Source organism: Meiothermus sp. (assembly GCF_037443965.1).
GTDB lineage: Bacteria > Deinococcota > Deinococci > Deinococcales > Thermaceae > Meiothermus.
On sequence record NZ_JBBINI010000004.1, the window covers coordinates 42,936 to 64,797 of the forward strand.

Genomic DNA, 21,862 nt, shown 5'->3' on the forward strand with positions numbered 1-21,862 from the left:
GTGCGTACTCTAAACCCTCGCTCGCCATTGAGCAGCAGGTCTCTCATACTCCCGGCGATATCATTCGCTCTTACGAGTCTAAACGTCGCCACCGGAACGCACGCCTACTCCCTTCGATCGTCTTGAACCGCTTCACCTTTGATTACACCGCAAGCGAAACTGGTATCAATGCTTGACCATAATATGCCGCGCCACGGTGTAGTCCTCGAGCGCGTACAGGCTCATATCCTTGCCGTAGCCCGACTGCTTGAGCCCGCCGTGGGGCATCTCGTTGACCAGCATGAAGTGGGTGTTGATCCAGGTGCAGCCGTACTGCAAGCGGCTGGCAATGCGCATGGCCTTGCCCACATCCTGCGTCCAGACCGAGCTGGCCAGGCCGTAGTCGGAGTCGTTGGCCCAGGCGATGGCCTCCTCGGGGTCGGAGAAGCGGGTAACCGAGACCACCGGCCCAAACACCTCGCGCCGCACAATTTCGTCGGACTGCAAGGCCCCGGCCACCACCGTGGGCTCGTAGAAGAAGCCCCGGCCCTCCACGGGGTGTCCACCGGCGGTAATCTCGATGTGCTTCTGCATCTTGGCCCGCTCCACGAAGCTGGCCACCCGGGCCCGCTGCCGCTCAGTAATCAGGGGGCCCATCTCCACCCCTTCGTCGGTCTGGGCCCCCACCTTGATGGACTTGACCGCATCGGACAGCTCGGCCACAAACTTATCGTAGATTTTCTTGCCGGCATACACCCGGCAGGCCGCGGTGCAGTCTTGGCCGGCGTTGTAGTAGCCAAAGATTTTGATGCCCTGCACGGCGGCCTCGAGGTCGGCGTCGTCCATCACGATCACCGGGGCCTTGCCGCCGAGCTCGAGGTGGGTGCGCTTGAGGCTGCTGGCGGCGGCCTCAAGCACCCGCTTGCCGGTGGCCACATCACCGGTGAGCGAGATCATCCGCACCGCCGGCTGGTGGGTAAGCGCGGCACCCACCGTCTCCCCTACCCCGGTGATCACATTCACCACTCCCGGCGGGAATATTTCCGCCATAAACTCAGCAAGCTTGAGGGTGGTTAGGGGAGTCTGCTCGCTGGGCTTAATGACCACGGTATTTCCGGCTGCCAGCGCCGGGGCTAGCTTCCAGGCCGCCATCATCAGCGGGTAGTTCCAGGGTGCAATGCTGGCCACCACCCCAATGGGATCACGGCGAATCATGCTGGTATGGCCGGCCAGGTATTCACCAGCCAGCGCACCCGTCATCGAACGAGCAGCCCCCGCAAAGAAACGATAGCAGTCCGAAATGGCCGGGATTTCATCATTCAGCGCCGCCAGGTAGGGTTTGCCACAGTTGAGCGATTCCAGCCGAGCAAACTCCTCGGCCTGCTCGTCAATTTTGTCGGCCAATTTCAAAAGCAACAGTGAACGGTCTTTAGGAGTGGTTTGCGACCATGCATCGAAGGCTTTTTCAGCCGCTGCCACCGCCTGTTTGACCTGCTCTACCGACGCCTCCGGCAGCTTCAGCAATACCTCGCCAGTAGCCGGGTTCAGGATGTCCAAAGGTGTACCTTCCCCAGCCACAAATTCCCCATCAATCAGCATCTTGCTTTGTCCAATCAGTGTTTTGGTTGCCATGGTTGGTTTCCTTTCTTCTGGTAGAACTGGTTGTATCCGGCCTTTCCACAACTAGATTTGACCTCTGCCACAATTCTTGCTTACTGACTCCTCGCATTTTGCGTTTACCGTTGTACCGCATACCCTACACCGACCCTCATGCCGTTTTTCCTCCCCCATGCAGATCGTCTGTATCGCGGGTCAGCCACTGGGCCAACACAATCGGCAAGAAGGTTATGAGCATCACGAAGACCGCCACCACGTTGGTAATGGGGCGTTCACGGATGGCCTGCTCGGCGTTGCGCAGCGCGGCCAGCACCTCGTGGGCGTGGCGCAAAAACTGGTGCCCGGCGTGGGTTAGAATCATCCCACGGGCATGCCGGGTGAAGAGGTCGGTCCCCAGGCTAACTTCTAGCTTCTTGATGGCCTCCGTTACAACTGATTGGGTCACGTTCAGAGAGGTCAAGGCCCTGGATATCGAGCCCGATTCGGCTACCGCAATGAAGTAAACCAACTGCTTGAGCGATATTTGCACCAAAAGCTCCTATTGGCAGAACCGATAGTTTTAGTGTAGTCATTTTAGCAACCCCTGAATAGCTCTTTTGCAAAACTAATCTCGAGGAAGCAAACTAAATATATGCCTTTGATCCAGCAGATGGGTGGCTACGCCCTGATACTCACACTCACGTTCGGAAGTGGTGAAGTCCTAGCGCAAAGCAGCAGAGGCGAGCTCGATACACAGCCTGGAAGTGTATGTAAGCCTCCAACCTGGAACCGTCCCGAGCCTCGCACCGAAGCCGAACGAAAAGAGCGGGAACGCTGGGCGGCCTACCGGGAAAAGCTACAAAGCTATCTGGCGCTGCTGCCCAAAGAGCCCGACCGCCGACTGGCCATGCCGGTGCAAGGTGCACGTGTGCGACAAGTCGCCAACACTTTTGGCGCAGCCCGCAGCGGTTGGCGAACCCATGAAGGGCAGGATATCTTTGCCCCCAGGGGAACCCCCGTCTACTCGGCCACCAGCGGGTTTGTTTGGCGCATCGGTCAGGGGCAGTTGGGCGGGTTGTATGTGTTTGTGGTAGGGCCGGGCGGGCGGCGCTACTATTACGCGCATCTGGAGCGCTACGCAACAGGTCTTATGGAGGGCCAGAAGGTCACGACCCGTACCCTCCTGGGCTATGTGGGCAATACCGGCAATGCCCGCACCACCCCTCCACATCTGCACTTCGGGGTGTACTCGGGTAGTAGGCGCACCTGTGACTACAAGGTCATTGACCCTCTTCCCCTGTTGGCCGATCGTGACTGGCGAACCATTAGCGTAAACCCTGCCCGCAACCCTTAGGGTTTTTATCGCGCGCTTCCCTCGAGCCGTGTCTGTTGAGGAATGGTCTATCCCTACCCTGACGCCATTCATTGCCCATTAACCGGCTAAGCCAATATGAAGAGGGCTCTAATTGCGAGCCTCCCCCTATCACCGGTCTGGTAGCCCAGGAGTATGCTAGGCATTGCTATGGTCAAAGATTTCGATTTTCCAAGTCTCGCGTATGTGGGCGGTCGGTGGCACAAAACCTCCAAAACTTTTACGGTCAAGAGCCCCTACAACGGCCAATTGGTGGCGGACGTGGCCGATTGTGGAGAGGCCGAAGCAAAAATGGCTGCCGACGCCGCTGTGGCAGCTTTTAAGGAGTGGAAAAAGCTGACCGGCTTTGAGCGGGGCAAGATTCTGCGCAAGTGGAACGACCTGCTCGTCGCCCACCAAGAAGAACTGGGGCGGCTAACGGCTTTGGAAATGGGTAAGCCCATTACCGAGGCCAAAGGGGAGGTATTATATGCCGCCAGCTTTGTGGAGTGGTGCGCCGAGGAAGCTACCAGGGTCAACGGTGAGCTGATTCACTCGCGTTTCCCTCACAAGCGCCAGATGGCAGTCTATGAGCCGGTAGGGCCAGTGTATGCCGTCACCCCCTGGAACTTCCCTACCAGCATGATTACCCGCAAGGCCGCACCCGCGCTGGCAGCGGGTTGTACCATCATCGTCAAGCCCGCCGAACAGACCCCCCTCTGCGCGCTCTATCTAGCCAAGCTATGGGAAGAAGCCGGCGGCCCTGCCGGAACCCTGCAAGTGCTACCTGCACTCGATCCGGTGCCGGTTTCTAAGGTCTTGATGGAGGATATGCGCATCCGCAAGATCACCTTCACCGGCTCCACGCCGGTGGGCAAAATCCTCTACCGCCAGGGGGCCGATACCCTCAAGCGGGTCTCGCTCGAGCTCGGCGGCAACGCCCCGTTTATCGTCTTCGAGGACGCCGACCTCGAAAAGGCCGTGCAGTTTACCCTGCTCTCCAAGTACCGCAATGCTGGCCAGACCTGTGTGACCACCAACCGCATCTATGTGCACAAGAAGCTCGAGGCCGACTACGCCAGTGCCCTGGCCGAAGCAGTAAGCAACCTGAAGGTAGGCGATCCCCTCGATGCCAGCACCAATGTAGGGCCACTGGTCGAGCAACAAGGCCTGGATAAAGTAGTGTCCCATGTGGAAGATGCACTCTCCAAAGGAGCCAAGGTAGCTACTGGAGGCAAGGCTCTGGGTGGGCTATTGTATGCCCCTACCGTCCTTACGGGTATCCAGCCCGGAATGCGCATTCTGGAGGAAGAAACCTTTGGGCCAGTAGCCCCCCTGATGCCCTTCGAGGACGAAGACCAAGCCATCGCCTGGGCCAACAACACCGACTACGGGCTGGCCGCGTATGTGTGGACGCGCGACCTCTCCCGGGCCTTCCGGGTGGCCGAGGCCCTGGAATATGGCATTGTGGGCGTGAACGACCCTGTACCCAGCGCGATGGGCTCCAACCTGCCCTTTGGCGGCTACAAGAACTCCGGCCTGGGTCGGGAAGGTGGGCACTGGGGCATGGAAGAGTACCTGGAAACCAAGCTCATCTCTTTCTTGCTGCCCTGAACCCAGCCTTACCGGCCTTCCATCTGTATGTTGCGATACCCCCCGGCTCGATTGACTGCACTAACCTCGAGGCATGAAAGCCATCTGGAACGGCCAGGTAATCGCAGAAAGCAACGATACAGTGGTAGTGGAGGGCAACCACTACTTTCCCGCCGAATCGGTAAAGCGGGAGTTCCTGCGCGACTCCTCCACCCGCACCACCTGCCCCTGGAAGGGCGTAGCCAGCTACTACCACCTCGAGGTAGACGGGCAGACTAACCCGGACGCGGCCTGGTACTACCCTGAACCCAAGGAAGCGGCCAAGCAGATCGTCGGGCGCATTGCGTTCTGGAAGGGCGTTAGCGTTATCGAGTAGCGCTACTGAGACCATAGCCTTCCTTGAGCAGAGGTAACCGTGTCTGATGTATTGGGCGAAAACCGCCTACCCGCGCAACGCTGCCTGGGGACAGGGCGTTGTAGCTGATACTCTGATAAGAAATCTTCAATACTCTTTCCACTAAAGTGGAGCCATGCAACTGGCCCAACGTCAGCGCCGCCCCCGGTTGGAACTCCGACTACAACACCATTTAACCCAGCCAGCGCTTACCCAGGGCTACACCCTATTCCACTGGTGGCCGGGGGATATTAAGGGAATAACTCAAAAGGACTTCTTATGATACGCATTTCGGTAGTATCGTTCACTTCGGCAAGCCTAAACGATACTACCGAAATGCTTTTCTCCTCCCTTCGGTCGGCTTGAATCCTTCACCTCTGACTGCGGCGGGCGGTAAAGGATTCAAGCGGAAACGGTATGAGATGTGGCGGCCATAAAAACCCAGCACCGCCGAAGCCGCTGTGCTGGGTGTATTGCAGGTAGGCCAGTTCAAGGTTGTTTCAGGCTCGAGCCCCCCGGCTGCGCAGTTCTTCGTTGGGCAAGGGCAGGATAAAGGCCATTGAAAGCAGGACGAACAGGGCCGCGTAGAGGAAAATATTTTTCTCCGCGTTGGTAATGCCGTTGCTGAGGGCCTGGTGCAGCTTGAGTTTGGTTTCCTCGAGCTGCGCTACCACCTTGCGGGGCACCTCCTCGAGGGCCTGCTGCTCGGCTTTAGCCAGGTTCTCGTGGGTGGCCCGCACGGCCTGCTCCAGCGCCTGGGCCTGGGCTTTGTGCAGGTTTTCCCGGACTGCCGCGATGGCCGCCGCCTGGGCTTTGGCCTGGGCCTGGGCCAGACCCGCCTTGACCCCGGCGATGGCCTGGGCAAGGGCCTGGGCCTGAGCTTGCTCTAGACCCGCTTTAATCTGGGCTGTTGCCTGCTGGAAAGCGGCTGCCTTGAGCTGAGGTGCCTGGGCCTCGAGGCTAGCCCGCACCTGGGCCAGCACCCCTGCCCGGGCCTCAACCGGCGGCGGGTTGTCGAGCAGGCTCCGCAGGCGGGGGTCGAGCCTGGGGTTCTGGCGCAGGGCTTGTTGTGCGCTTTCATCCCCCTGCCAGGCCGCCTCGATCAAGCGCGTGGTTGCTTGTAGCTGGGCCTCGACCTGCGCAGCCAGGCCGCCCTGCGGAATCTGGCTTTTGAAGGCAGGGGGTATCTGCGGGCTCTGCTGCACCGCTTGATAGGCCTGAGCATCCCCATTCAAGGCCGCCAAAAGCAGCTTCTCTAGCTGCGCAAACTGGGCGGGAATGCCGCCTTTCACCAGCCGGGCCTTCAGGTCGGCCGGAATCTGCGGGTTGTGGATGAGCTGGTTGTAAGCGGCCGCATCCCCCTCGAGGGCCGCAAGCACCAGACCCTGCACCTGAGCAAACTGCGCCGGGATGCCGCCTTTCACCAGCTTGGCTTTGAACTCCGCCGACAGGTTGGGGTTGTTCATCAGAGCCTCGTAGGCTTTGGGGTCGCCTTTGAGCGCTGCTACCATCTGATTTTCTAGCTGCGCAAACTGGGCCGGGATGCCGCCTTTCACCAGCTTGGCTTTGAACTCCGCCGGCAGATTGGGGTCGCGCATTAGAGCCTCGTAGGCCTGGACATCGCCTTTGAGGGCTGCTATTACCTGGCCCTCGAGCTGCTGAAACTGCGCCGGGATACCGCCTTTGATCAGGCCTTCCTTCACCTGGGCAGGCACCTGGGCATCCTGCAGCAGGGTTGCGTAGGCCTGGGTGTCTCCCTTAAGGGCGGCCACGATCTGGGCCTCGAGCTTGGCAAACTGCTCATCAAGATTAAGACCGGTTCCTGCTTCGTTACTCTGCTGCACCAAAGCCCCCGGACGGCAGGCCGCGTCATCGGGGAACACCTTGCAGGTCTCGGCAGTAAGGTTCTTGGCTAAAAGCGTGCCCATCAGGGCGATGCCCACCGTTGAACCAATCTGCCGCATCAACTGGGTAAAAGCCGTGGCCGAGCCCAGGCGCTGGGGCGGTACGTTGTTCTGGGCAGCAATCTGTAGGAGCGACTGAGCAGGACCCAGCGCCAGCCCCAACAGGAAGAAAAACAGCACCGCCAGCCAGAGGGGGGTATCTACCTTAATCAAGAAGTGCAGGGTGAGGAAAATAGCCAGCAGCCAGCCGGTTCCCAGCAGCAAGAGGGGCTTGAAGCGGCCCAGCCGCCCCGAGAGCAGCCCACTGCCGGCGGACCCTAAGACCACCCCCAGCGTGAGGGGCAGCACCGTCACCCCCGAAGCCGAGGCCGAGACCCCCTTAACCACCTGTAAGTACAGGGGCAAGAAAGCCACCGCTCCCAGGAAAGCGGGGCCATAGAAAAAGGTCGCCGCCGAGGCCAGGCTAAAGCTACGCACGCGCAGAATCGAAAGGTCAAAAAGCGGCTGCTGCACACGGTTCTGCGACCAGACCCACAACACCAGGGCCAGCGCGCTCAACCCCAAAAGGCCCAGAATCGGAGCGCTCAGCCAGGGGTAGGTACTGCCCCCCCAGGAAAAGGCCAGCATCAGCGGTACCGTCCAGGCCACCAACAAGGCGGCCCCCAGATAGTCAAAGCGTTCGCGGTGTTCCGGGCTCAGGCGGGGCATATAGCGCAGAATGAACCACAAAGCTACCGCCCCCACGGGCATGTTGATGTAGAACACCCAGTGCCACGAGAAGTGGTCGGTCAGGAGCCCCCCCAGCCAGGGCCCCACCGCACTGCTCACCCCAAAGATGGCTCCGAAGAGCCCCGCCACCCGTCCGCGCTCGCGCGGGGGGAAGAGCACCGCGATGGTGGTCAGGGCGAGGGCAAATAAGGCCCCACCGCCAATCCCCTGAAGCCCACGGAACGCGATTAGCTCTGGCATGTTCTGTGATACACCCGCCAGCGCCGAACCCAGCAGGAAGATGGCTATAGCAATCAGCAAAATAGCCTTACGGCTGAAAAGCTCGGTCAGGCGGCCAAAGATGGGGGCCGAAACGGTAGAGGCCAGCAGGTAAGCGGTGGTCACCCAGGCGTACAGCTCGGCGCCGTTGAGGTCGGCGATAATTTTAGGCAACGCCGTCGAGACGATGGTCTGATCGAGCGCGGCCAGGAAAAGCCCCAGCAGAATCCCGATAAGGGTGAGCCGGTTTTCCCGGGAAGTGCTGCTAGGAGGTGTGTAGGAAGCAGTTTCAGGTGAGGGGTTCATGGTAGCTTACTCCTTTAGAACAGGGGCTTCTTCCCGTGCTAGAATCTCCAGCCATTCGGCAAACTGCCGGCGCTGCTGAGGGTTCAGCCGTTCCAGGCGGCGCTCCAGGGCCTTTAGGATGTGCTGGCGGCTCTCCTCCAGCACGGTTTGGCCTGTCTCGGTCAGCACAAAGCGGTAGCGGCGCAGGTCGGCAGGGTCGAGCGAGCGCACCACCAGCCCAGCCTGCTCGAGCCGCTTCAACATCTGGCTGATGGTAGGGGCTGGCATCTGCATGGCCCGCACGGCCTCGGTGGGGTAATGATGCCGCTCAATTTCGGCCAAGAGCCAGGGGTCGGTCGGGGCTAAACCGAGGTGCTCGAGGTAGGGCACCGCCTCTTCTCGCAAACCACGGGATAGTCGCCATAGGTTGGTCAGTAAGCCCCAGGTCATACTTTTATCAATATACTTCCAAAATAAAGTATTGTCAAGCAAAATATTTGTATAACAACTTTTCATAAATAAAACACCGCCACGGCAAAGGCCGCTTTAGAATGAGGGCATGGAAATTGTTGGCCTTCGCGGCGCTCCCCAAGAAACCCTTCAAGCCCTCAAAGAGGCCCTGAAAGGCTTCGATTTTCCCGAGGCCACCGTAACCTACATCACCGACTGGCAAGACCAGCGGGCCAGAGCCCGCTTTGCCCTCTTTGTGCAACAAGGTAAACACCGCGTCCTGAGCCGGGATGCTTTCGGCCCGCGGTTCGGCCTCGAGGGCGACACGGCCCTCAAAGAGCTAACCCTTTGGTTTATCGAGCGTGGTGTAACCGAGTTTAGGGAGGCTGTGATTCCTCCCTCCGAGTACGCTGCCTTGTTTGAGCTCGAGGCGGATGAAGCACCAAAGCGCATCATGGCCAGCGCCAACCCCACCGACCCCGTGCTCTACGTCAAGCGGGAGTTCACCAGCCGTATGTAGGGCAGGTCGTCAGACGTTAAAGCCAAACATCCGCATCTGGCGCTTGCCGTCCTCGGTCATGCGGGCCGGTGTCCAGGGGGGCGTCCAGACAAAATCCACGTTCACCGCATTGACGCCTTCCAGCCGCATGACTGCAATCTCGGCATCGGCCTTGACGATATCCTGCGCGGGGCAGCCAATGGAGGTGAGGGTCATGGTGATGTCTACCATGCCCCCCTCCTTAACTTCGGCGTCGTAGACCAGCCCCAGGTCCACCACGTTTACCGGAATCTCCGGGTCGCGCACAACCTTGAGGGCCTCCAGCACCTGTTCTTTGGTGGGCAGTGTGGTCTCCATGGCCCCATGGTACTTTAGGCCAGGGTTGCACAAGCTGACCTACGTTCCAAAAAAAGAGCGAGCTTGTGCTCGCTCTTCCCCTTCACATAAAGCGCTTGCGTCGTCGGTAGCTTTTGACATCCTTAAAGCTCTTACGCCCACCCGACTTGGCTACCCCCAGATAGAACTCCTTTACATCCGGGTTGGTCTCCAGGTAGTCCTTGGTGCCTTCCAGGGCAATCCGGCCCGACTCCATGATGTAGCCATAGTGGGCCACCGAGAGGGCCACTCGAGCGTTCTGTTCCACCACCAGCACCGTCACGCCTTCCTCGGCGTTGATCTGGGCTACGATGTCAAAAATTTCCCGCACCAACATGGGGGCCAGCCCCAGGCTGGGTTCATCCAGCAGCAGTAGCCGTGGATTTGCCAACAGTGCCCGCCCGATGGCCAGCATCTGCTGCTCCCCCCCCGAGCAGTAGCCCGCCAGGCGGGTCTTGATCAGGGCCAGCTTGGGGAAGTAGTGGTAGATGCGCTCCAAGTCCTCCTTCACCCTGGCTCCATCCCGCCGGGTGGCCGAACCCACCCGCAGGTTTTCCTCCACCGTCAGGTGCTTGAACACCCGCCGCCCCTCCGGCACCTGCACAATGCCTTTTAGCACAATCTGCTCGGGCGGCTTGTTGGCAATGTTCTCACCCCGGTACAGGATGGAGCCCGAGACCACCTGGCCGTCCTCGGGCACCAGCAGCCCCGAGATGGCCCGCAGGGTGGTAGTTTTTCCGGCGCCGTTGGGGCCCAGCAAGGCGGTGATCTGCCCCTCGGGTACCTTCAGCGACACCCCGCGCAATACCTGGATGATGTCCTTATACACCACCTCGATGTTGTTAACTTCCAGCAAAATAGGGCCCAGGTCTTCAGGGTGCATATAACCTCGCTGGTCACCCATAGCCGGTACCAAGCTACCGGCCATGGGGCATTGGTACTACTGGTTGCGCACCTGACGGAACAGCGCCGAGGTGAAGGGGTCGGTCACCGAAACAAACTTGCCGCCCTTGGCTTCCAGCACCCGCAAACCCTCGGCTCCGGTTTGCTCGCTACGGGTAAAGTCAATCTCGATACCGGCCTTGGTCGAAACCGCAAAGCCGGGCTTGAAGGCGTTGGGGCCGTTCATACCAATCAGGGCCTGGTAGACGGTCTCGTTGTCAATGCGCCCATTAAAACGCTGCCCAGCCCGGCGCATGGCCTCCACCGCGATGGCCGCCGCCAGCATCCCGGCAGTGTAGTTGGTGGAGTTGAGGATATCGGCGCTGCGGTTGTATTTTTGGGCCAGTTGTTTTTGTAGGTTGATGCCCGGTGCGTTCTCGTCCAGGGTGAAGTAGCTGCTGGCCCACAAGAAACCCTCAGCGGCCTCCCCCGCCAGGCGGATCAGATCGGCGCCACCGGTATACACGGCCCCCATTTGTCTAATCTTCTTGTCCAGCCCCAAGCGCTTCGCATCCTTGAGGATGTTGGCCACCGGCCCGGCCACGTTCTGGTGGATGACAAACTGAGCCCCTGCCGCATCCAAGGCCCGCAGCAAAGCGGTATTGTCCAGGTTGCCGCCCCCCACTTCCCGCACATCCACAATGGTCTGCCCCAGTCGCTGGGCGGCCCGGCGGGCATGATCTACCACCGCCCGTCCAAAGGGACTGGGGTTGACCACCAGGGCGATCTTGGCATTCTTCTCGGTGCGGTTGATGTACTCCATCAAGGCCACCACTTGCTCGGAATAACTGCTCACCGGCAAGAACATGTACTGGTTGTTGGGCGGGTCAATCAGTCCGATATGGGCCGAGGCCGGAAGGGTGGGCATCTTCACCTCGTTGATAAGGGGCTTGAGTTGCAGCATGGCCCCGGTGGAGTAGCCCAGGTACATGGCCGGCTTGGCCCGATCCAGGGCTTCTTCAAAGATGCGCTGGGTGTTGGGGTTCTGGTACTGGTCGTCGCGCACCGTGCAGTTCAGGGTTACGTTGGGGATCAGCTTTTGCTCGTTGGCGTACCTGCAGTAGTCCTCCACGCCCGCCCCGTAAGGCCCCCCCACGTCCGAGGTCGGGCCGGTCACAGCCCCCGACCACAGCAGGTTCACCGTGCGCCCCTGGGCCATAGCCAGCCCCAGGCATGCCACCGTTGCTAACACTATTGCTCGCTTCATGTTGCCTCCTCTGCTCTGTTTACTTCAGCTCTGATTGCAACGCGCTTAACGCGGTGTTGCCCTACTTGCAAGGTGGAAAAAGCCTCTCCCATGCCCCCTAGTACTTGAAAGGCCACGTTCGGAAATAACTTCGCAAAAGCCGCCACCAGTTGTAGAGGCCCCTCGGCTCAAAAATCAAAAACAGCACAATCACCAAGCCGAAGGAGAGCGGCAACAGGGCCGAGGCCACATCCACCCCAGCCGGGGTGATGCTTTGGATGAAGGCATTGGACTTCATCCACTCGGAAAGCCGCTCCATGTAAAGCCGCAAGAACTCGATAAAAGCCGGGCCCAGCATACTGCCCACCACGGTTCCCAACCCACCCACAATGGCCATGGCGAGGAGTGCCACCGAGCGGCCTAGGGTAAACTCTTCCACCACCACCGCCCGCTGCATATAGGCCAGCAAACCCCCGGCCACCCCGCCATAAAAAGCCCCCAGGGCAAAGGCTATCAGCTTGGTGCGGCCCGGATCCATGCCCATGGCATCGGCAGCACGGTCGTTGTCGCGTACGGCGATCAGGGCCCGGCCATACTTGCCCCGCAAGAGGTTACGCCAGGCCATCACCATCAGCACCAACACGAACAAAATGACGTAGTACCAGAAGTAGTTATGGTTGCGAAAGCCGATCTCCAGACCCAAAAAGTTGCGCATCTCTACCGGAATGGCCGCCCCCTGGGCCAGGGCCGGGCTACGCCCCACCACCCAGACAAAAATCTCCTGAAAAGCCAGCGTGGCCAGCGCCAGGTAGAGGTGCTTGACCCGGAGGCTGGGGATGCCCACGATAAAGCCGATGATGGCCGCCGCAAAACCCCCCAGGGGAATGGTCAGCCAGAAAGGCAGGCTGGGTGCGCTCAGGGCCACCGTATAGGCCCCTACCCCCATGAACACCGCCTGTCCCACGCTGATCAGGCCCGCGTAGCCGGTGGTGATGTTGAGCCCCAGCACCGCAATGGCGTAAATCAGGATGAAGTTGAGCACCAGCACCTGCGAGCGCTCCAAAAACGTGGGCAGTACACAAAGGGCCACCAGCAGCAACATCACCGAGACAATCTCGCGGTAGTTGGCAAAAATGGTGGTGTCCTGCACGTAGGAGGTGCGGTAGTTGCCGGTCTGGGCCCAGGGGTTACGCATGGGCACCTCCGGTGCGGCAAAGTGCAAGCTTCGATGGTTGGCTCATACCAACTCTGCGCGTCCGAGGGACGTTTTCCCAACCTTTTGAGCCACTCATTACCAGGCTTGGAATCATACCCGCTCGATCTCCTCGGTGCCAAACAGTCCGTGTGGCTTGAACCACAGCATAACCAGCAGCACCACAAAGGGCATCACGTACTGCGAACCACCCCCCACCAGGCCAATCTGACTGAAAAGCCCGTCCAGGTAGGCAGTGGAAAAAGACTGCAGGATACCGATGACAACTCCCCCCACCACCGCCCCCGGTACCGAGTCCAAACCGCCCAGAATTACCGCCGGGAACACCGCCAGACCAATGGCGATCAGGCCATCCTGGTTCAAGCCCGAGACTGTCCCCACCACAATACCGGCTGCGGCTGCAGTCAGACCGGCCACGGCCCAGGCCAGGGCAAACACCCGCTGCACCGAGACCCCCACGCTCATCGAGGCCATCTGGTCGTCGGCCACGGCCCGCATCGAGACCCCCAGCACTGAGCGCTGGAAGAACCAGCCAAAAAGTAGCAAGAAAACCACGGTAAAGCCAATGGCCAGAAGCTGCGGGTACGAGATGTTGATGGCCCCCAGATTGAGCCCTCCTGCGGGCAAAAAAGCCGGGAAGGTAAAGTTGCCTGAACCAAACGGAGTTAGATACATTAGCCCATCTAGCACGCTGGCCAGGCCGATGGTCACCATGATGACCGAGATAATCGGCTGCCCCACCATCCGGCGCAAAAACACCCGCTCCACCAGAAAACCCAGCCCCGCCGTCAGCAGCATGGAGGCCAGCGCCGCCAGCCATATGGGCAGCTTGACCCACACGGCCAGGGCATAGGCCAAAAAAGCCCCAATGGCGATAAACTGGCCGTTGGCAAAGTTGATAACCCGGCTGGACTTGTAAATTAGCACAAACCCCAGCGCCGCCAGGGCGTAGATGCAGCCCACAGCCACACCGGAAATGAGGTTTTGCACAAAGTCAACCACACTACACCCCCACCAATTCGGGCTTTCCGTCGGCCTCGAGCACCCCTACCTCTACCGAGACCTTTTGCACCGTGCCGTCCTGGTATTTGAACTCGGTATCTACCTGTACTTTGTCGGTGCCGCCATACAGCGCATCCACAATGGGTTGGTAGCGCTGCATGATGAACTTCCGGCGCACCTTGCCGGTGCGGGTTAGCTCGTCGTCGTCGGCATCGAGCAGCTTATACAGCAACACAAACCGCCGGATGCGCAGGGGGTCGGGCAGCCCCTCATTGACAGTCTGGACTTCCTTGCGGATAAGTTCGGCCACCTGCGGTTTTTGCGAGAGGTCAATGTAGGTGGTGTAGGCAATCCGGCGATCCTCGGCCCATTTGCCCACGGTCTGGGGGTCTACGTTGATGAAGGCGGTCAGGAAGGGCTTCTGGTCGCCAAACACCACCGCTTCCTTGATATAGGGGCTGAACTTGAGCTTGTTCTCGATAAACTGCGGGCTGAACATCTGCTGGGCGCTGGTGTGCATCACGTCCGATACCCGGTCAATCACCACCAGGTGCCCCTCGGGCGTAAGGTAGCCAGCGTCGCCGGTGTGCAGCCAGCCCTCGGCGAAGGTCTCAGCGGTGGCCTCGGGGTTCTGCCAGTAGCCCGCCACCACCGCGTCTGAGCGGCACAGAATTTCGCCGCGTTCGCTGATTTTGACCTCGCCGCCAGGAATCGGAAGCCCCACCGTATCGGCCCGCACATCGCCGTCGCGGTGTACAAAGGCAATCCCGATAATCTCGGTCTGGCCGTAGATCTGCTTGAGGTTGACCCCAATGGCGTGGTAAAAGCGGAAGACATCCGGGCCCAGTGCCGCCCCCCCGGTATACGCCCGGCGCAGCCGTAAAAAGCCGAGCTGGTCGCGCAGGGGCTTGAACATGATCTGGTCGGCTAACCAGTAGGCCAGGCGCAGCCCCAAGGGCATGGGTTTACCGTGCATGCGGTAGTCGGCGGCGCGGTAGCCAATTTTGAGCATCTGCTGGTAGACCCAGCGGTTGAAGGGGTAGGTCTCGGAGATGCGCACCCAGATCTGGCTCTGTGTACCCTCCCAGACCCTGGGCGGGCTGAACATCACGTGCGGCCCAATCTCCTTGAGGTCGCTCATGGCGGTTTCCACCGACTCGGGCATGTTGACTGCAAAGCCACCGGCCAGGGCCATCCCCACCGACATCATCTGCTCGCCGATCCAGGCGAAGGGCAGGAACGACAGGTAGTCGTCGGTGGGCTTTAGGGGGTCAATCTCCTGTAGCGCCACCCCCATGTGCAGCAGGTTACGGTGCATCAGCATGGCAGCCTTCGGGCGGCCCGTGGTACCGGAGGTGAGGGAGAGGTGGCAGACCTCCTCGGGCCGGCCCTGGGCGATGCGTTCCTCGACGGCCTGGGGGTGCTTTTGCAGGTATTCTTCGCCGAGCCGCTCCACCTCGTCGAAGCCGACAATCCAGGGGTCGTCCCGGTAGGCCCGCATTCCCCTAGGATCTTCGTAGATGACCTTGCGCACGCTGGGAATTTCGCTGCGGATTTCCAGGAGCTTGTCTACCTGCTCCTGGTCTTCGGCCACCACAAAGGCCGCTCCAGTGTAGGAAAGCACGTAGGCGATCTCGGGCGCTAGCGAGGACTGATAGACCCCCACCGAGATCCCGCCCAGCGACTGGGTTGCCAGTTCAGCGTAGAGCCACTCCGGGATGTTGTCGGCAATCACCGCCAGCCGCTCACCTTTCTGAAAACCCAGCGCGAGCAGCCCGGCAGCAAAACGGGTTACATGGTGGAAGTACTGGGCGTAGGTGATCTCGTTCCAGATGCCCAAGTCCTTCTCGCGGATGGCTACTTGCTTGGGCATGGCTCGAGCCCGCATCTGAAGCACCTGCGGGAGGGTATATTTCTTGAGTTCGTAGCCGGAAGGTATCATGGGCGGCCTCCGGCGGGTTTGTGGCGCAAAAGCCGAAGGCCTGGGTCGCCGGCCTTCGATACATCAGGCCACATGGTCCACCCCCACATAGGCCTCCTGCACCCGCGGGTTCTGGCTAACCTCATCGGGGAGGCCCGAGGCGATTACCTGGCCGAAATCCAGCACATACACCCGGTCGGAGATGTCCATCACCACCCCCAGGTCGTGCTCGATGAGGATGATGGTGGTGCCCCGCTCGGCCCGGATATCCAGGATGAAGCGCACCATGTCCTCTTTTTCTTCCAGGGTCATGCCGGCCATGGGCTCGTCCAGTAGCAAGAGTTTAGGCGAGAGGGCCAGCGCCCGCGCCACCTCGACCCGCTTGCGTACCCCATAGGGCAGGTTGCCTACCAGGGCTTTGCGGTAGGGCTCGAGCTCCATGAAGTCTATGATCTCCTCACAAAAGCGGCGGTTCTCCACCCCGATGGGCATGGCCCTGCCATAGATTAGTACGTTGTCCAGCAGGTTGTAATGACCGAAGGTGTGGCGGGCCATCAGCAGGTTCTCCAGCACCGACATGCCGGTAAAAAGTTCGATGTTCTGGAAGGCACGGGCGATGCCGAATTGGGTGACCTGGTGGGGCGAGGCGTGGGTCAGGTCGTGGCCCTCGAAGGTAATGCGGCCTGCGCTGGGGTGGTAGAAACCGGAGATGCAGTTAAGCAGGCTGGTCTTGCCAGCGCCGTTGGGGCCAATCACCGAAACCAGCTCGCCCTGGGCGACCTCGAGGGAAACATCGCTAAGCGCTTTCACGCCGCCAAAGCTGAGCGTCACATTCTCTACCTTGAGCTGCACCGGGCCTCCTTAACAACATCGGGTTTGCCACCAGCCTCCATCCAAAAGCCAACAAATTTCGTTGCTTGCACTACTTTTGGGTAACTAACAAACGAGCGTTTGGTTGGGCCTGAGTATAACTACGCGCCCCCCGTATGTCAACGTTTTGTGACGGTATTTGCAAAAAAACGTCATATTACAGCTATTGCACAAACAAGCCGTTTTTGGTCGGGCAAGGGGTGGGGATACTTCACCCCGCCAAACCCAATATCTTTTGGCTCGAGGGCAGCTTTTTCGACGGTTCAGCAAAACCTGACTCCCCCGCTACCCGCTTTCGCCTAGTTGTGCTACACTTTTAGGGTTGCCTGGCTCGACCCGGCAGTATATTTATCTGGCTCCTTAGGCCAGTTCTCTGGAGGAAGCGATGAAACGCACTTGGCAACCCAACAAGCGCAAACGGGCTAAAACCCACGGTTTTCGGGCCCGCATGAAGACCGCCGATGGCCGCAAAGTGCTGGCCCGCCGCCGCGCCAAAGGCCGCGCAAAGCTGACCGTCAGCAGCGAGCCCCAGCTCCGCCGTTAGGCCCAGGTTGTTCTCTCGGCTCCCCCTTGCTGGGGAGTTTTTTCCTGCCTCGAGCAGCTTCATTGACTCCTTTAGCGCGCCCATGCCATTCTCTTCCCTTAAAGGTGAAAAGGCCTTCCAGCGCCTTCGCGGGGGGCGTGTGGGGCGCGGGAAGTATCTGACGGTGCGCTGGTTTCCGTTGCGGCCTACCGCCTTCAACCCGGTGCGGGTGGGCATCGTGGTCTCGAATAAAGTCTCCAAAAAGGCCACTGTGCGAAACAAAATCCGCCGTCGCCTGCGGGAAATTCTGCGGAAAATGCATCTTCCACCGTGTGAGATGGTGGTCGTGGCCCAGCCCGAGGCGGTAGAGGCGTCGTACTGGGACTTGCTCAAAGATTTAACCCATGCCCTAAAAAAGAGCGGGCTGGTACAATGACACAGGTTGGTTTGCCCTATCTTGGGATTCTGGAGCGTCGGTCCGAAATGTTGAATCAATTCCTGATGGGAAGTGTGCGTTTCTACCGGCGCTTTATTTCGCCGCTAAAGCCGCCCACCTGCCGCTTTTACCCCACCTGTAGCCATTATGCGCTGGAGGCGCTCGAGCGTCACGGGCCTTTTTGGGGTCTGTACCTGAGCGTCAAGCGCATTCTCAAGTGCCACCCCCTGCACCCCGGTGGGTTGGACTATGTACCCACAGAAAGACCTCGAGTCCGTTGGAATCCCTTGGACTCGGTTAAGTAAACGAAGGAGCAACTGAATGAGACGCTGGTTCTGGATAAGTTTGGCTGTGTTTGCCCTGGCCCCCGCCCTGGCCCTCTCCCCCGAGTGGCGCGATATAGACGTGAACAAAGACGGCAAGCCCGAGAAGGTGGCCGTCACCAACCTGGCCGACATCGCCTTCAACGAGCAGGGACAGATTGTGGGCTGGTACATCAAAACTGTGCGCGCCACCGATTTCAAGGGCAACTACGACCGCGCCCCCAACCTGGTGCGGGCCGGCCAGACCCCGCCCGGAACCCTCGAGGGCTTCACCCCAACCAGCCGCGAGTTTACCCGCCGGGAACCGGGCAGCCCCGACGCCGACTTCATCGCCCGCTTCAGCGACGGCAGCACCACCCTGACCTACACCGTCCACCCCCGTTTCCTGACCATAGACGTAGACGTGCAAAGCCCCACCCCGCGCAAGCTGGTCTGGACGGGCATCGGCGGCACCGACACCCCCATCACCAAGTGGCTGGGGCAGGGCAACAACCAGCCCCTCAATGCGGGGCAGGGCCCGGCGGTGTATGTGGGCTGGCAGACCCAAAGGGGCGCGGGTTTTGCCATGTTTGTGCGCCCACAGACCCCCACCCCCATCACCCTCACCCAGCTCAACGGGGCCGGCATTGCCGAAATTAGCGTTCCAGCAGGTAGCCTCAACCTTAAGGTATACGGCGGGGCCAACGAGCTGGTGCGCCTGAGCGTGGAGAACTTCTACGAGCTGCCGGGGGTTTTCCAGCCCAACATCTGGGGCCAAATTTCGCTGGGCCTGCTGTGGCTGCTGGAGGAAGCCCAGCGCCTGGTGGGGGGTAGCTGGGTACTGGCTATTGTTCTGGTAACCATTTTGATCCGGCTCTTGATGTGGCCCCTGATGCACCAGCAGTTCAAGAGCATGGCCGAAATGCAAAAAATCCAGCCCCTGATCAAGAAAATTCAGGAAAAGTACAAAGACAACAAAGAAAAGCAGCAAGAAGAGATGATGAAGCTCTACCAGGAACACAAAATTAACCCCCTGGGCGGCTGCTTCCCCTTGCTACTCCAGATGCCCATTTTGTTCCTGATGTACAAGATTATGGTGGGCTACGAGTTTGGGCAGGGCTTTTTGTGGATCAGAGACCTTGCACTGCCCGACCCCTTGTATATCCTGCCCTTTTTGTACGTGGTGGTTTTGCTGGCTTCCACCTGGCTTTCAGCAGCGGGCAACAAAGATGCGTTGCGACAAGGCATCCTCATTAACCTGATTTTTGCCTTCCTGCTCTTTAGCTTCCCGGCAGGGGTTACCATATACTGGCTGCTCTCGACGATTATCAGTGTGGGGCAGCAGTGGTTCATCAACAAGCAACTGGGCCTGCCCATGTACCCAGCCAAAAGCTAATCGGGCTGTTCACGCACACCGGTACGGCACATGCGCCGTACCGGTGTGCTTTTTGAAAAATTCTGGACGCCCGCCCGGTTACGGTGTTTCTTATGCCTGGTAAGCTATAATCGGACGATTAGTTATGGATGACAAAAAGCGCGGACTCGACGATCTGTTATCCGACCTGGGGATTGGGGAAAACGAAACCGCCCCCGAGGTCGTGCTGAAGGAGGAGGAGACAGCCCCCATCGTGACCCAGCCCGCCCCGTCGCAAGACCCCAAGAGTGTCCTCGAGCACTTCATGGTAGGGCTTTTGTTGCGCCTCGACCCGGCCTACTCGGTGGATATTGTTCAGGAGGACAACCTTTTCCGGGTAGAGATTCTGGGGGGCGACTCGGGGCGGGTGATTGGGCGCGAGGGCAAAACCCTGCAAAGCCTCGAGTTTATCGCCAACGTGGCCATGGCTAAACACTTTGGCTCGGCCTACCGGGTGGTGCTGGACGCTGCCGGTTACCGCCGCCGCAATGAGGAGCGCATCCGGCGGATGGCCTCCGACGCGGTATTACAGGTGGAGGTGAGCGGCCAGCCCATCGAACTGCCCCCCATGCGCCCCAGCGAACGGCGTATGATTCACGTAATGCTCAAACAGCATCCCAAGGTGACCACCACCTCCATTGGCGAGGGGGAGGAGCGCCACGTGGTGGTGCTGCCTCGCACAGCCACCCCTCCTGCCTCCCCTGAGAATGACCTCGAGTAAAAGCCACCTGGCGCTTTTACAAGCCTTGCAGCAAAAGCTGGTGGCCGCCGGAAAGCCTGCTGTCGAGTCTCGCTGGATTCTAACCCATGCCGCCCGGCTGAACGATGCGCAATTGGCTGCCCGTCTGACACAGCCGGTTCCACCGGACGTAGAAGAGGCGGCCTGGGCCATGCTTGATTTGCGCCTGAGTGGCCACCCCCTGCAACTGCTGCTGGGCGAGACCGAGTTTTATGGGCTCCGGCTCAAAGTAGCGCGGGGGGTTCTGATCCCCAGGCCCGAGACCGAAGGGCTGGTCGAGCGGGCCCTGGCGCATCTGCCGCTGGATGCGCCGGCACGGGTTCTGGACGTCGGCACAGGCAGTGGGGCCATCGCACTGGCCATCAAGGCCATGCGGCCCCAGGCCACAGTCTGGGCCACCGATATTAACCCCAAAGCCCTCGAGCTCGCCAAGGAAAATGCCCTGCGCCTGGGGCTCGAGGTCACCTTCCTCGAGGCCCCCTTTACCGCCAACCTAACGGGGCTCGACCTGGTAATCTCCAACCCGCCCTACCTGCCCGATAGCTACCGTGAGGAGGCCCCGCCCGAGCTGGCCTACGAGGATGCCCGCGCCCTCTACGCCGGCCCCGAGGGGCTCGACGTGGCTCGAGCGCTCCTGCCCCAGGCCTGGGACGCCCTCCAACCCGGCGGCTGGTTGTGGCTGGAACTGGCCCCCGAGAACGTCTACATGCTGCTCGAGGAAGCCACCGCCCATGGCTGGCGCGAAGCCAGGGTATTCCGCGATCTGGCCCAGCAACCCCGCTACCTGGCCTGCCAAAAACCCTCCCATACCCCCTCTGAACCCCAAGACGAGGAGACGGGCTTGCTGGTCTGGGACAACGAATAGCCCATTAAAAACCGCGATAGAATCTGGAATATGGACTTGCGTGCCTTCCTGCAAACCGCGCTCGACGCTGCCCACTTAGCCAAAGGCATTCACCAGTACTACCAGGAAAAAGGCTTTACCCAAAGCACCAAATCCACCCCCACCGATGTCGTAACCCAGGCCGACCACGAGTCGGAGGCGGCCATTCGAGAACTCATCGCCATGCGCCACCCCGACCATGTGGTGCTGGGCGAGGAGCAGGGCCAGGACAAGGAGGGGGCCTTCCGCTGGATTGTAGACCCCCTGGACGGCACCGTAAACTACGCCCATGGTTTTCCTTTTTATGCGGTGAGCATCGGCCTGGAAGTCCACGGCGAGGTAGTGCTGGGGGTGGTTTTGGATACCGCCCGGGGCGAGCTGTTCACCGCTACCAAGGGGGGCGGGGCCTACCTGAATGGTCGTCCCATTCGGGTCTCCAACCGTTCAACCCTGGTGGGCAGCCTTCTGGCCACCGGATTTCCCTACGACGTGAACAAGGACACCGAAAACCTGACCTACTTCCAGCGGGCCTTGACCAAGGGGCTCATGGTGCGGCGGCCCGGTGCTGCCGCCCTCGACCTGGTGTATGTGGCCGCCGGGCGCCTGGATGGCTTCTGGGAGGTGAAACTCAACCCCTGGGATGTGGCCGCGGGCTGGCTCATCGTCAGCGAGGCCGGGGGGCAGGTAACCGGCCTCCAGGGCGAGGCGTATCGGCTGGGCAACCGCTACCTGGTGGCCTCCAACGGTCTAATTCATCAGCCCTTGCTGGACACCATCCACGGGCGATAGGCAGAAGCAGGGGGTTGGTAGGTGAAATCCTCCAAAGATGAGGAAGCTCGAGGGTACACAGTACCCGCTGCCGATGCAGAGGTGTTCCTCGACCCAAACCGGCGCGTCTGCCTGGCCTGCGGGATGGAGCTACCCAAGAATTTTGTAGCAGCCTGCGGGTTGCAGCGGCGCTGCCCCTACTGTGCACACAAATACCCACTGGGCGACTGCGCGGACTGATACCGGCAAG

The 21,862-nt window shown here is 60.2% G+C and carries 23 protein-coding genes; 12 read left to right on the forward strand and 11 right to left on the reverse strand.

What is annotated here, in order from left to right; translation table 11 throughout:
* Positions 1-165: 165 nt before the first annotated feature.
* A complete protein-coding gene (locus tag WKI89_RS03340; RefSeq protein ID WP_337867921.1) occupies positions 166-1,578 on the reverse strand; it encodes a gamma-aminobutyraldehyde dehydrogenase in 1,413 nt (470 codons plus the stop codon).
* A 169-nt stretch (positions 1,579-1,747) separates the two neighbouring features.
* Positions 1,748-2,125, reverse strand: coding sequence for a LysR family transcriptional regulator (locus WKI89_RS03345; RefSeq protein ID WP_337867809.1), 378 nt, complete (start codon positions 2,123-2,125; stop codon positions 1,748-1,750).
* Between the two features lie 102 nt (positions 2,126-2,227).
* Here WKI89_RS03345 and WKI89_RS03350 point away from each other — a divergent pair, with 102 nt between their 5' ends.
* The 3 genes from WKI89_RS03350 (at position 2,228) to WKI89_RS03360 (ending at position 4,895) form a co-directional block, all read left to right on the forward strand.
* On the forward strand, positions 2,228-2,929 hold the full coding sequence (locus WKI89_RS03350; protein ID WP_337867810.1) for a M23 family metallopeptidase: 702 nt from the start codon (positions 2,228-2,230) through the stop codon (positions 2,927-2,929).
* 168 nt (positions 2,930-3,097) lie between these two features.
* Positions 3,098-4,540, forward strand: a complete 1,443-nt coding sequence (locus tag WKI89_RS03355; protein WP_337867922.1) for an NAD-dependent succinate-semialdehyde dehydrogenase — start codon at positions 3,098-3,100, stop codon at positions 4,538-4,540.
* A gap of 73 nt (positions 4,541-4,613) precedes the next feature.
* Positions 4,614-4,895 (forward strand): DUF427 domain-containing protein, encoded by a 282-nt coding sequence (locus WKI89_RS03360; protein ID WP_337867811.1) that lies wholly within the window; start codon positions 4,614-4,616, stop codon positions 4,893-4,895.
* Positions 4,896-5,413: 518 nt separating this feature from the next.
* Here WKI89_RS03360 and WKI89_RS03365 read toward each other — a convergent pair.
* Both WKI89_RS03365 and WKI89_RS03370 read right to left on the reverse strand, forming a co-directional pair.
* Positions 5,414-8,110 (reverse strand): MDR family MFS transporter, encoded by a 2,697-nt coding sequence (locus WKI89_RS03365; RefSeq protein ID WP_337867812.1) that lies wholly within the window; start codon positions 8,108-8,110, stop codon positions 5,414-5,416.
* 6 nt (positions 8,111-8,116) lie between these two features.
* On the reverse strand, positions 8,117-8,539 hold the full coding sequence (locus WKI89_RS03370) for a MarR family transcriptional regulator (RefSeq protein ID WP_337867813.1): 423 nt from the start codon (positions 8,537-8,539) through the stop codon (positions 8,117-8,119).
* Positions 8,540-8,648: 109 nt separating this feature from the next.
* Between WKI89_RS03370 and WKI89_RS03375 the strand changes: the two genes are divergently transcribed.
* Entirely contained in the window at positions 8,649-9,059 is a 411-nt protein-coding gene (locus tag WKI89_RS03375; RefSeq protein WP_337867814.1) for a DUF3197 domain-containing protein, read from the forward strand.
* Positions 9,060-9,068: 9 nt separating this feature from the next.
* Here the strand turns inward: WKI89_RS03375 and WKI89_RS03380 are convergent, their stop codons facing one another.
* The 7 genes from WKI89_RS03380 to WKI89_RS03410 form a co-directional block, all read right to left on the reverse strand.
* Positions 9,069-9,395, reverse strand: coding sequence for a metal-sulfur cluster assembly factor (locus WKI89_RS03380; protein WP_337867815.1), 327 nt, complete (start codon positions 9,393-9,395; stop codon positions 9,069-9,071).
* A gap of 82 nt (positions 9,396-9,477) precedes the next feature.
* Positions 9,478-10,296, reverse strand: coding sequence for an ABC transporter ATP-binding protein (locus WKI89_RS03385; RefSeq protein ID WP_337867816.1), 819 nt, complete (start codon positions 10,294-10,296; stop codon positions 9,478-9,480).
* 57 nt (positions 10,297-10,353) lie between these two features.
* Positions 10,354-11,562 (reverse strand): ABC transporter substrate-binding protein, encoded by a 1,209-nt coding sequence (locus WKI89_RS03390; RefSeq protein WP_337867817.1) that lies wholly within the window; start codon positions 11,560-11,562, stop codon positions 10,354-10,356.
* 97 nt (positions 11,563-11,659) lie between these two features.
* A complete protein-coding gene (locus tag WKI89_RS03395) occupies positions 11,660-12,736 on the reverse strand; it encodes a branched-chain amino acid ABC transporter permease (RefSeq protein ID WP_337867818.1) in 1,077 nt (358 codons plus the stop codon).
* 111 nt (positions 12,737-12,847) lie between these two features.
* On the reverse strand, positions 12,848-13,756 hold the full coding sequence (locus WKI89_RS03400) for a branched-chain amino acid ABC transporter permease (RefSeq protein ID WP_337867819.1): 909 nt from the start codon (positions 13,754-13,756) through the stop codon (positions 12,848-12,850).
* A gap of 1 nt (position 13,757) precedes the next feature.
* On the reverse strand, positions 13,758-15,698 hold the full coding sequence (locus WKI89_RS03405) for a long-chain fatty acid--CoA ligase (protein WP_337867820.1): 1,941 nt from the start codon (positions 15,696-15,698) through the stop codon (positions 13,758-13,760).
* Between the two features lie 63 nt (positions 15,699-15,761).
* Positions 15,762-16,529, reverse strand: coding sequence for an ABC transporter ATP-binding protein (locus WKI89_RS03410; protein WP_337867821.1), 768 nt, complete (start codon positions 16,527-16,529; stop codon positions 15,762-15,764).
* Between the two features lie 403 nt (positions 16,530-16,932).
* Here WKI89_RS03410 and rpmH point away from each other — a divergent pair, with 403 nt between their 5' ends.
* The 8 genes from rpmH to WKI89_RS03450 all read left to right on the forward strand — a co-directional run bounded on the left by rpmH (position 16,933) and on the right by WKI89_RS03450 (position 21,852).
* Entirely contained in the window at positions 16,933-17,091 is a 159-nt protein-coding gene (gene rpmH / locus WKI89_RS03415; protein ID WP_337867822.1) for a 50S ribosomal protein L34, read from the forward strand.
* Positions 17,092-17,173: 82 nt separating this feature from the next.
* Positions 17,174-17,506: a ribonuclease P protein component gene (rnpA, locus tag WKI89_RS03420; RefSeq protein WP_013012432.1), complete on the forward strand. Its 333-nt coding sequence runs from the start codon at positions 17,174-17,176 to the stop codon at positions 17,504-17,506.
* 47 nt (positions 17,507-17,553) lie between these two features.
* On the forward strand, positions 17,554-17,811 hold the full coding sequence (yidD, locus tag WKI89_RS03425; protein WP_337867823.1) for a membrane protein insertion efficiency factor YidD: 258 nt from the start codon (positions 17,554-17,556) through the stop codon (positions 17,809-17,811).
* 16 nt (positions 17,812-17,827) lie between these two features.
* Positions 17,828-19,204, forward strand: a complete 1,377-nt coding sequence (locus tag WKI89_RS03430) for a YidC/Oxa1 family membrane protein insertase (protein WP_337867824.1) — start codon at positions 17,828-17,830, stop codon at positions 19,202-19,204.
* A 124-nt stretch (positions 19,205-19,328) separates the two neighbouring features.
* The gene (locus tag WKI89_RS03435; protein ID WP_337867825.1) at positions 19,329-19,943 is read left to right on the forward strand and encodes a R3H domain-containing nucleic acid-binding protein; all 615 of its coding nucleotides are present in this window, start codon (positions 19,329-19,331) and stop codon (positions 19,941-19,943) included.
* Positions 19,930-20,826 (forward strand): peptide chain release factor N(5)-glutamine methyltransferase, encoded by an 897-nt coding sequence (gene prmC, locus WKI89_RS03440; RefSeq protein ID WP_337867826.1) that lies wholly within the window; start codon positions 19,930-19,932, stop codon positions 20,824-20,826. The genes WKI89_RS03435 and prmC overlap by 14 nt, the downstream gene beginning before the upstream one ends.
* 30 nt (positions 20,827-20,856) lie before the next feature.
* The gene (locus WKI89_RS03445) at positions 20,857-21,633 is read left to right on the forward strand and encodes an inositol monophosphatase family protein (RefSeq protein WP_337867827.1); all 777 of its coding nucleotides are present in this window, start codon (positions 20,857-20,859) and stop codon (positions 21,631-21,633) included.
* A gap of 21 nt (positions 21,634-21,654) precedes the next feature.
* Positions 21,655-21,852: a hypothetical protein gene (locus tag WKI89_RS03450; protein ID WP_337867828.1), complete on the forward strand. Its 198-nt coding sequence runs from the start codon at positions 21,655-21,657 to the stop codon at positions 21,850-21,852.
* Positions 21,853-21,862: the final 10 nt, after the last annotated feature.

Coding starts and splice junctions, on each gene's coding strand:
- WKI89_RS03340 (WP_337867921.1), bottom strand. CDS start 1,578: ATGCTGATTGATGGGGAATTTGTGGCTGGGGAAGGTACACCTTTGGAC.
- WKI89_RS03350 (WP_337867810.1), top strand. CDS start 2,228: ATGCCTTTGATCCAGCAGATGGGTGGCTACGCCCTGATACTCACACTC.
- WKI89_RS03355 (WP_337867922.1), top strand. CDS start 3,098: ATGGTCAAAGATTTCGATTTTCCAAGTCTCGCGTATGTGGGCGGTCGG.
- WKI89_RS03360 (WP_337867811.1), top strand. CDS start 4,614: ATGAAAGCCATCTGGAACGGCCAGGTAATCGCAGAAAGCAACGATACA.
- WKI89_RS03365 (WP_337867812.1), bottom strand. CDS start 8,110: ATGAACCCCTCACCTGAAACTGCTTCCTACACACCTCCTAGCAGCACT.
- WKI89_RS03370 (WP_337867813.1), bottom strand. CDS start 8,539: ATGACCTGGGGCTTACTGACCAACCTATGGCGACTATCCCGTGGTTTG.
- WKI89_RS03375 (WP_337867814.1), top strand. CDS start 8,649: ATGGAAATTGTTGGCCTTCGCGGCGCTCCCCAAGAAACCCTTCAAGCC.
- WKI89_RS03380 (WP_337867815.1), bottom strand. CDS start 9,395: ATGGAGACCACACTGCCCACCAAAGAACAGGTGCTGGAGGCCCTCAAG.
- WKI89_RS03385 (WP_337867816.1), bottom strand. CDS start 10,296: ATGCACCCTGAAGACCTGGGCCCTATTTTGCTGGAAGTTAACAACATC.
- WKI89_RS03390 (WP_337867817.1), bottom strand. CDS start 11,562: ATGAAGCGAGCAATAGTGTTAGCAACGGTGGCATGCCTGGGGCTGGCT.
- WKI89_RS03395 (WP_337867818.1), bottom strand. CDS start 12,736: ATGCGTAACCCCTGGGCCCAGACCGGCAACTACCGCACCTCCTACGTG.
- WKI89_RS03405 (WP_337867820.1), bottom strand. CDS start 15,698: ATGATACCTTCCGGCTACGAACTCAAGAAATATACCCTCCCGCAGGTG.
- rpmH (WP_337867822.1), top strand. CDS start 16,933: ATGAAACGCACTTGGCAACCCAACAAGCGCAAACGGGCTAAAACCCAC.
- rnpA (WP_013012432.1), top strand. CDS start 17,174: ATGCCATTCTCTTCCCTTAAAGGTGAAAAGGCCTTCCAGCGCCTTCGC.
- yidD (WP_337867823.1), top strand. CDS start 17,554: ATGTTGAATCAATTCCTGATGGGAAGTGTGCGTTTCTACCGGCGCTTT.
- WKI89_RS03430 (WP_337867824.1), top strand. CDS start 17,828: ATGAGACGCTGGTTCTGGATAAGTTTGGCTGTGTTTGCCCTGGCCCCC.
- WKI89_RS03435 (WP_337867825.1), top strand. CDS start 19,329: ATGGATGACAAAAAGCGCGGACTCGACGATCTGTTATCCGACCTGGGG.
- prmC (WP_337867826.1), top strand. CDS start 19,930: ATGACCTCGAGTAAAAGCCACCTGGCGCTTTTACAAGCCTTGCAGCAA.
- WKI89_RS03445 (WP_337867827.1), top strand. CDS start 20,857: ATGGACTTGCGTGCCTTCCTGCAAACCGCGCTCGACGCTGCCCACTTA.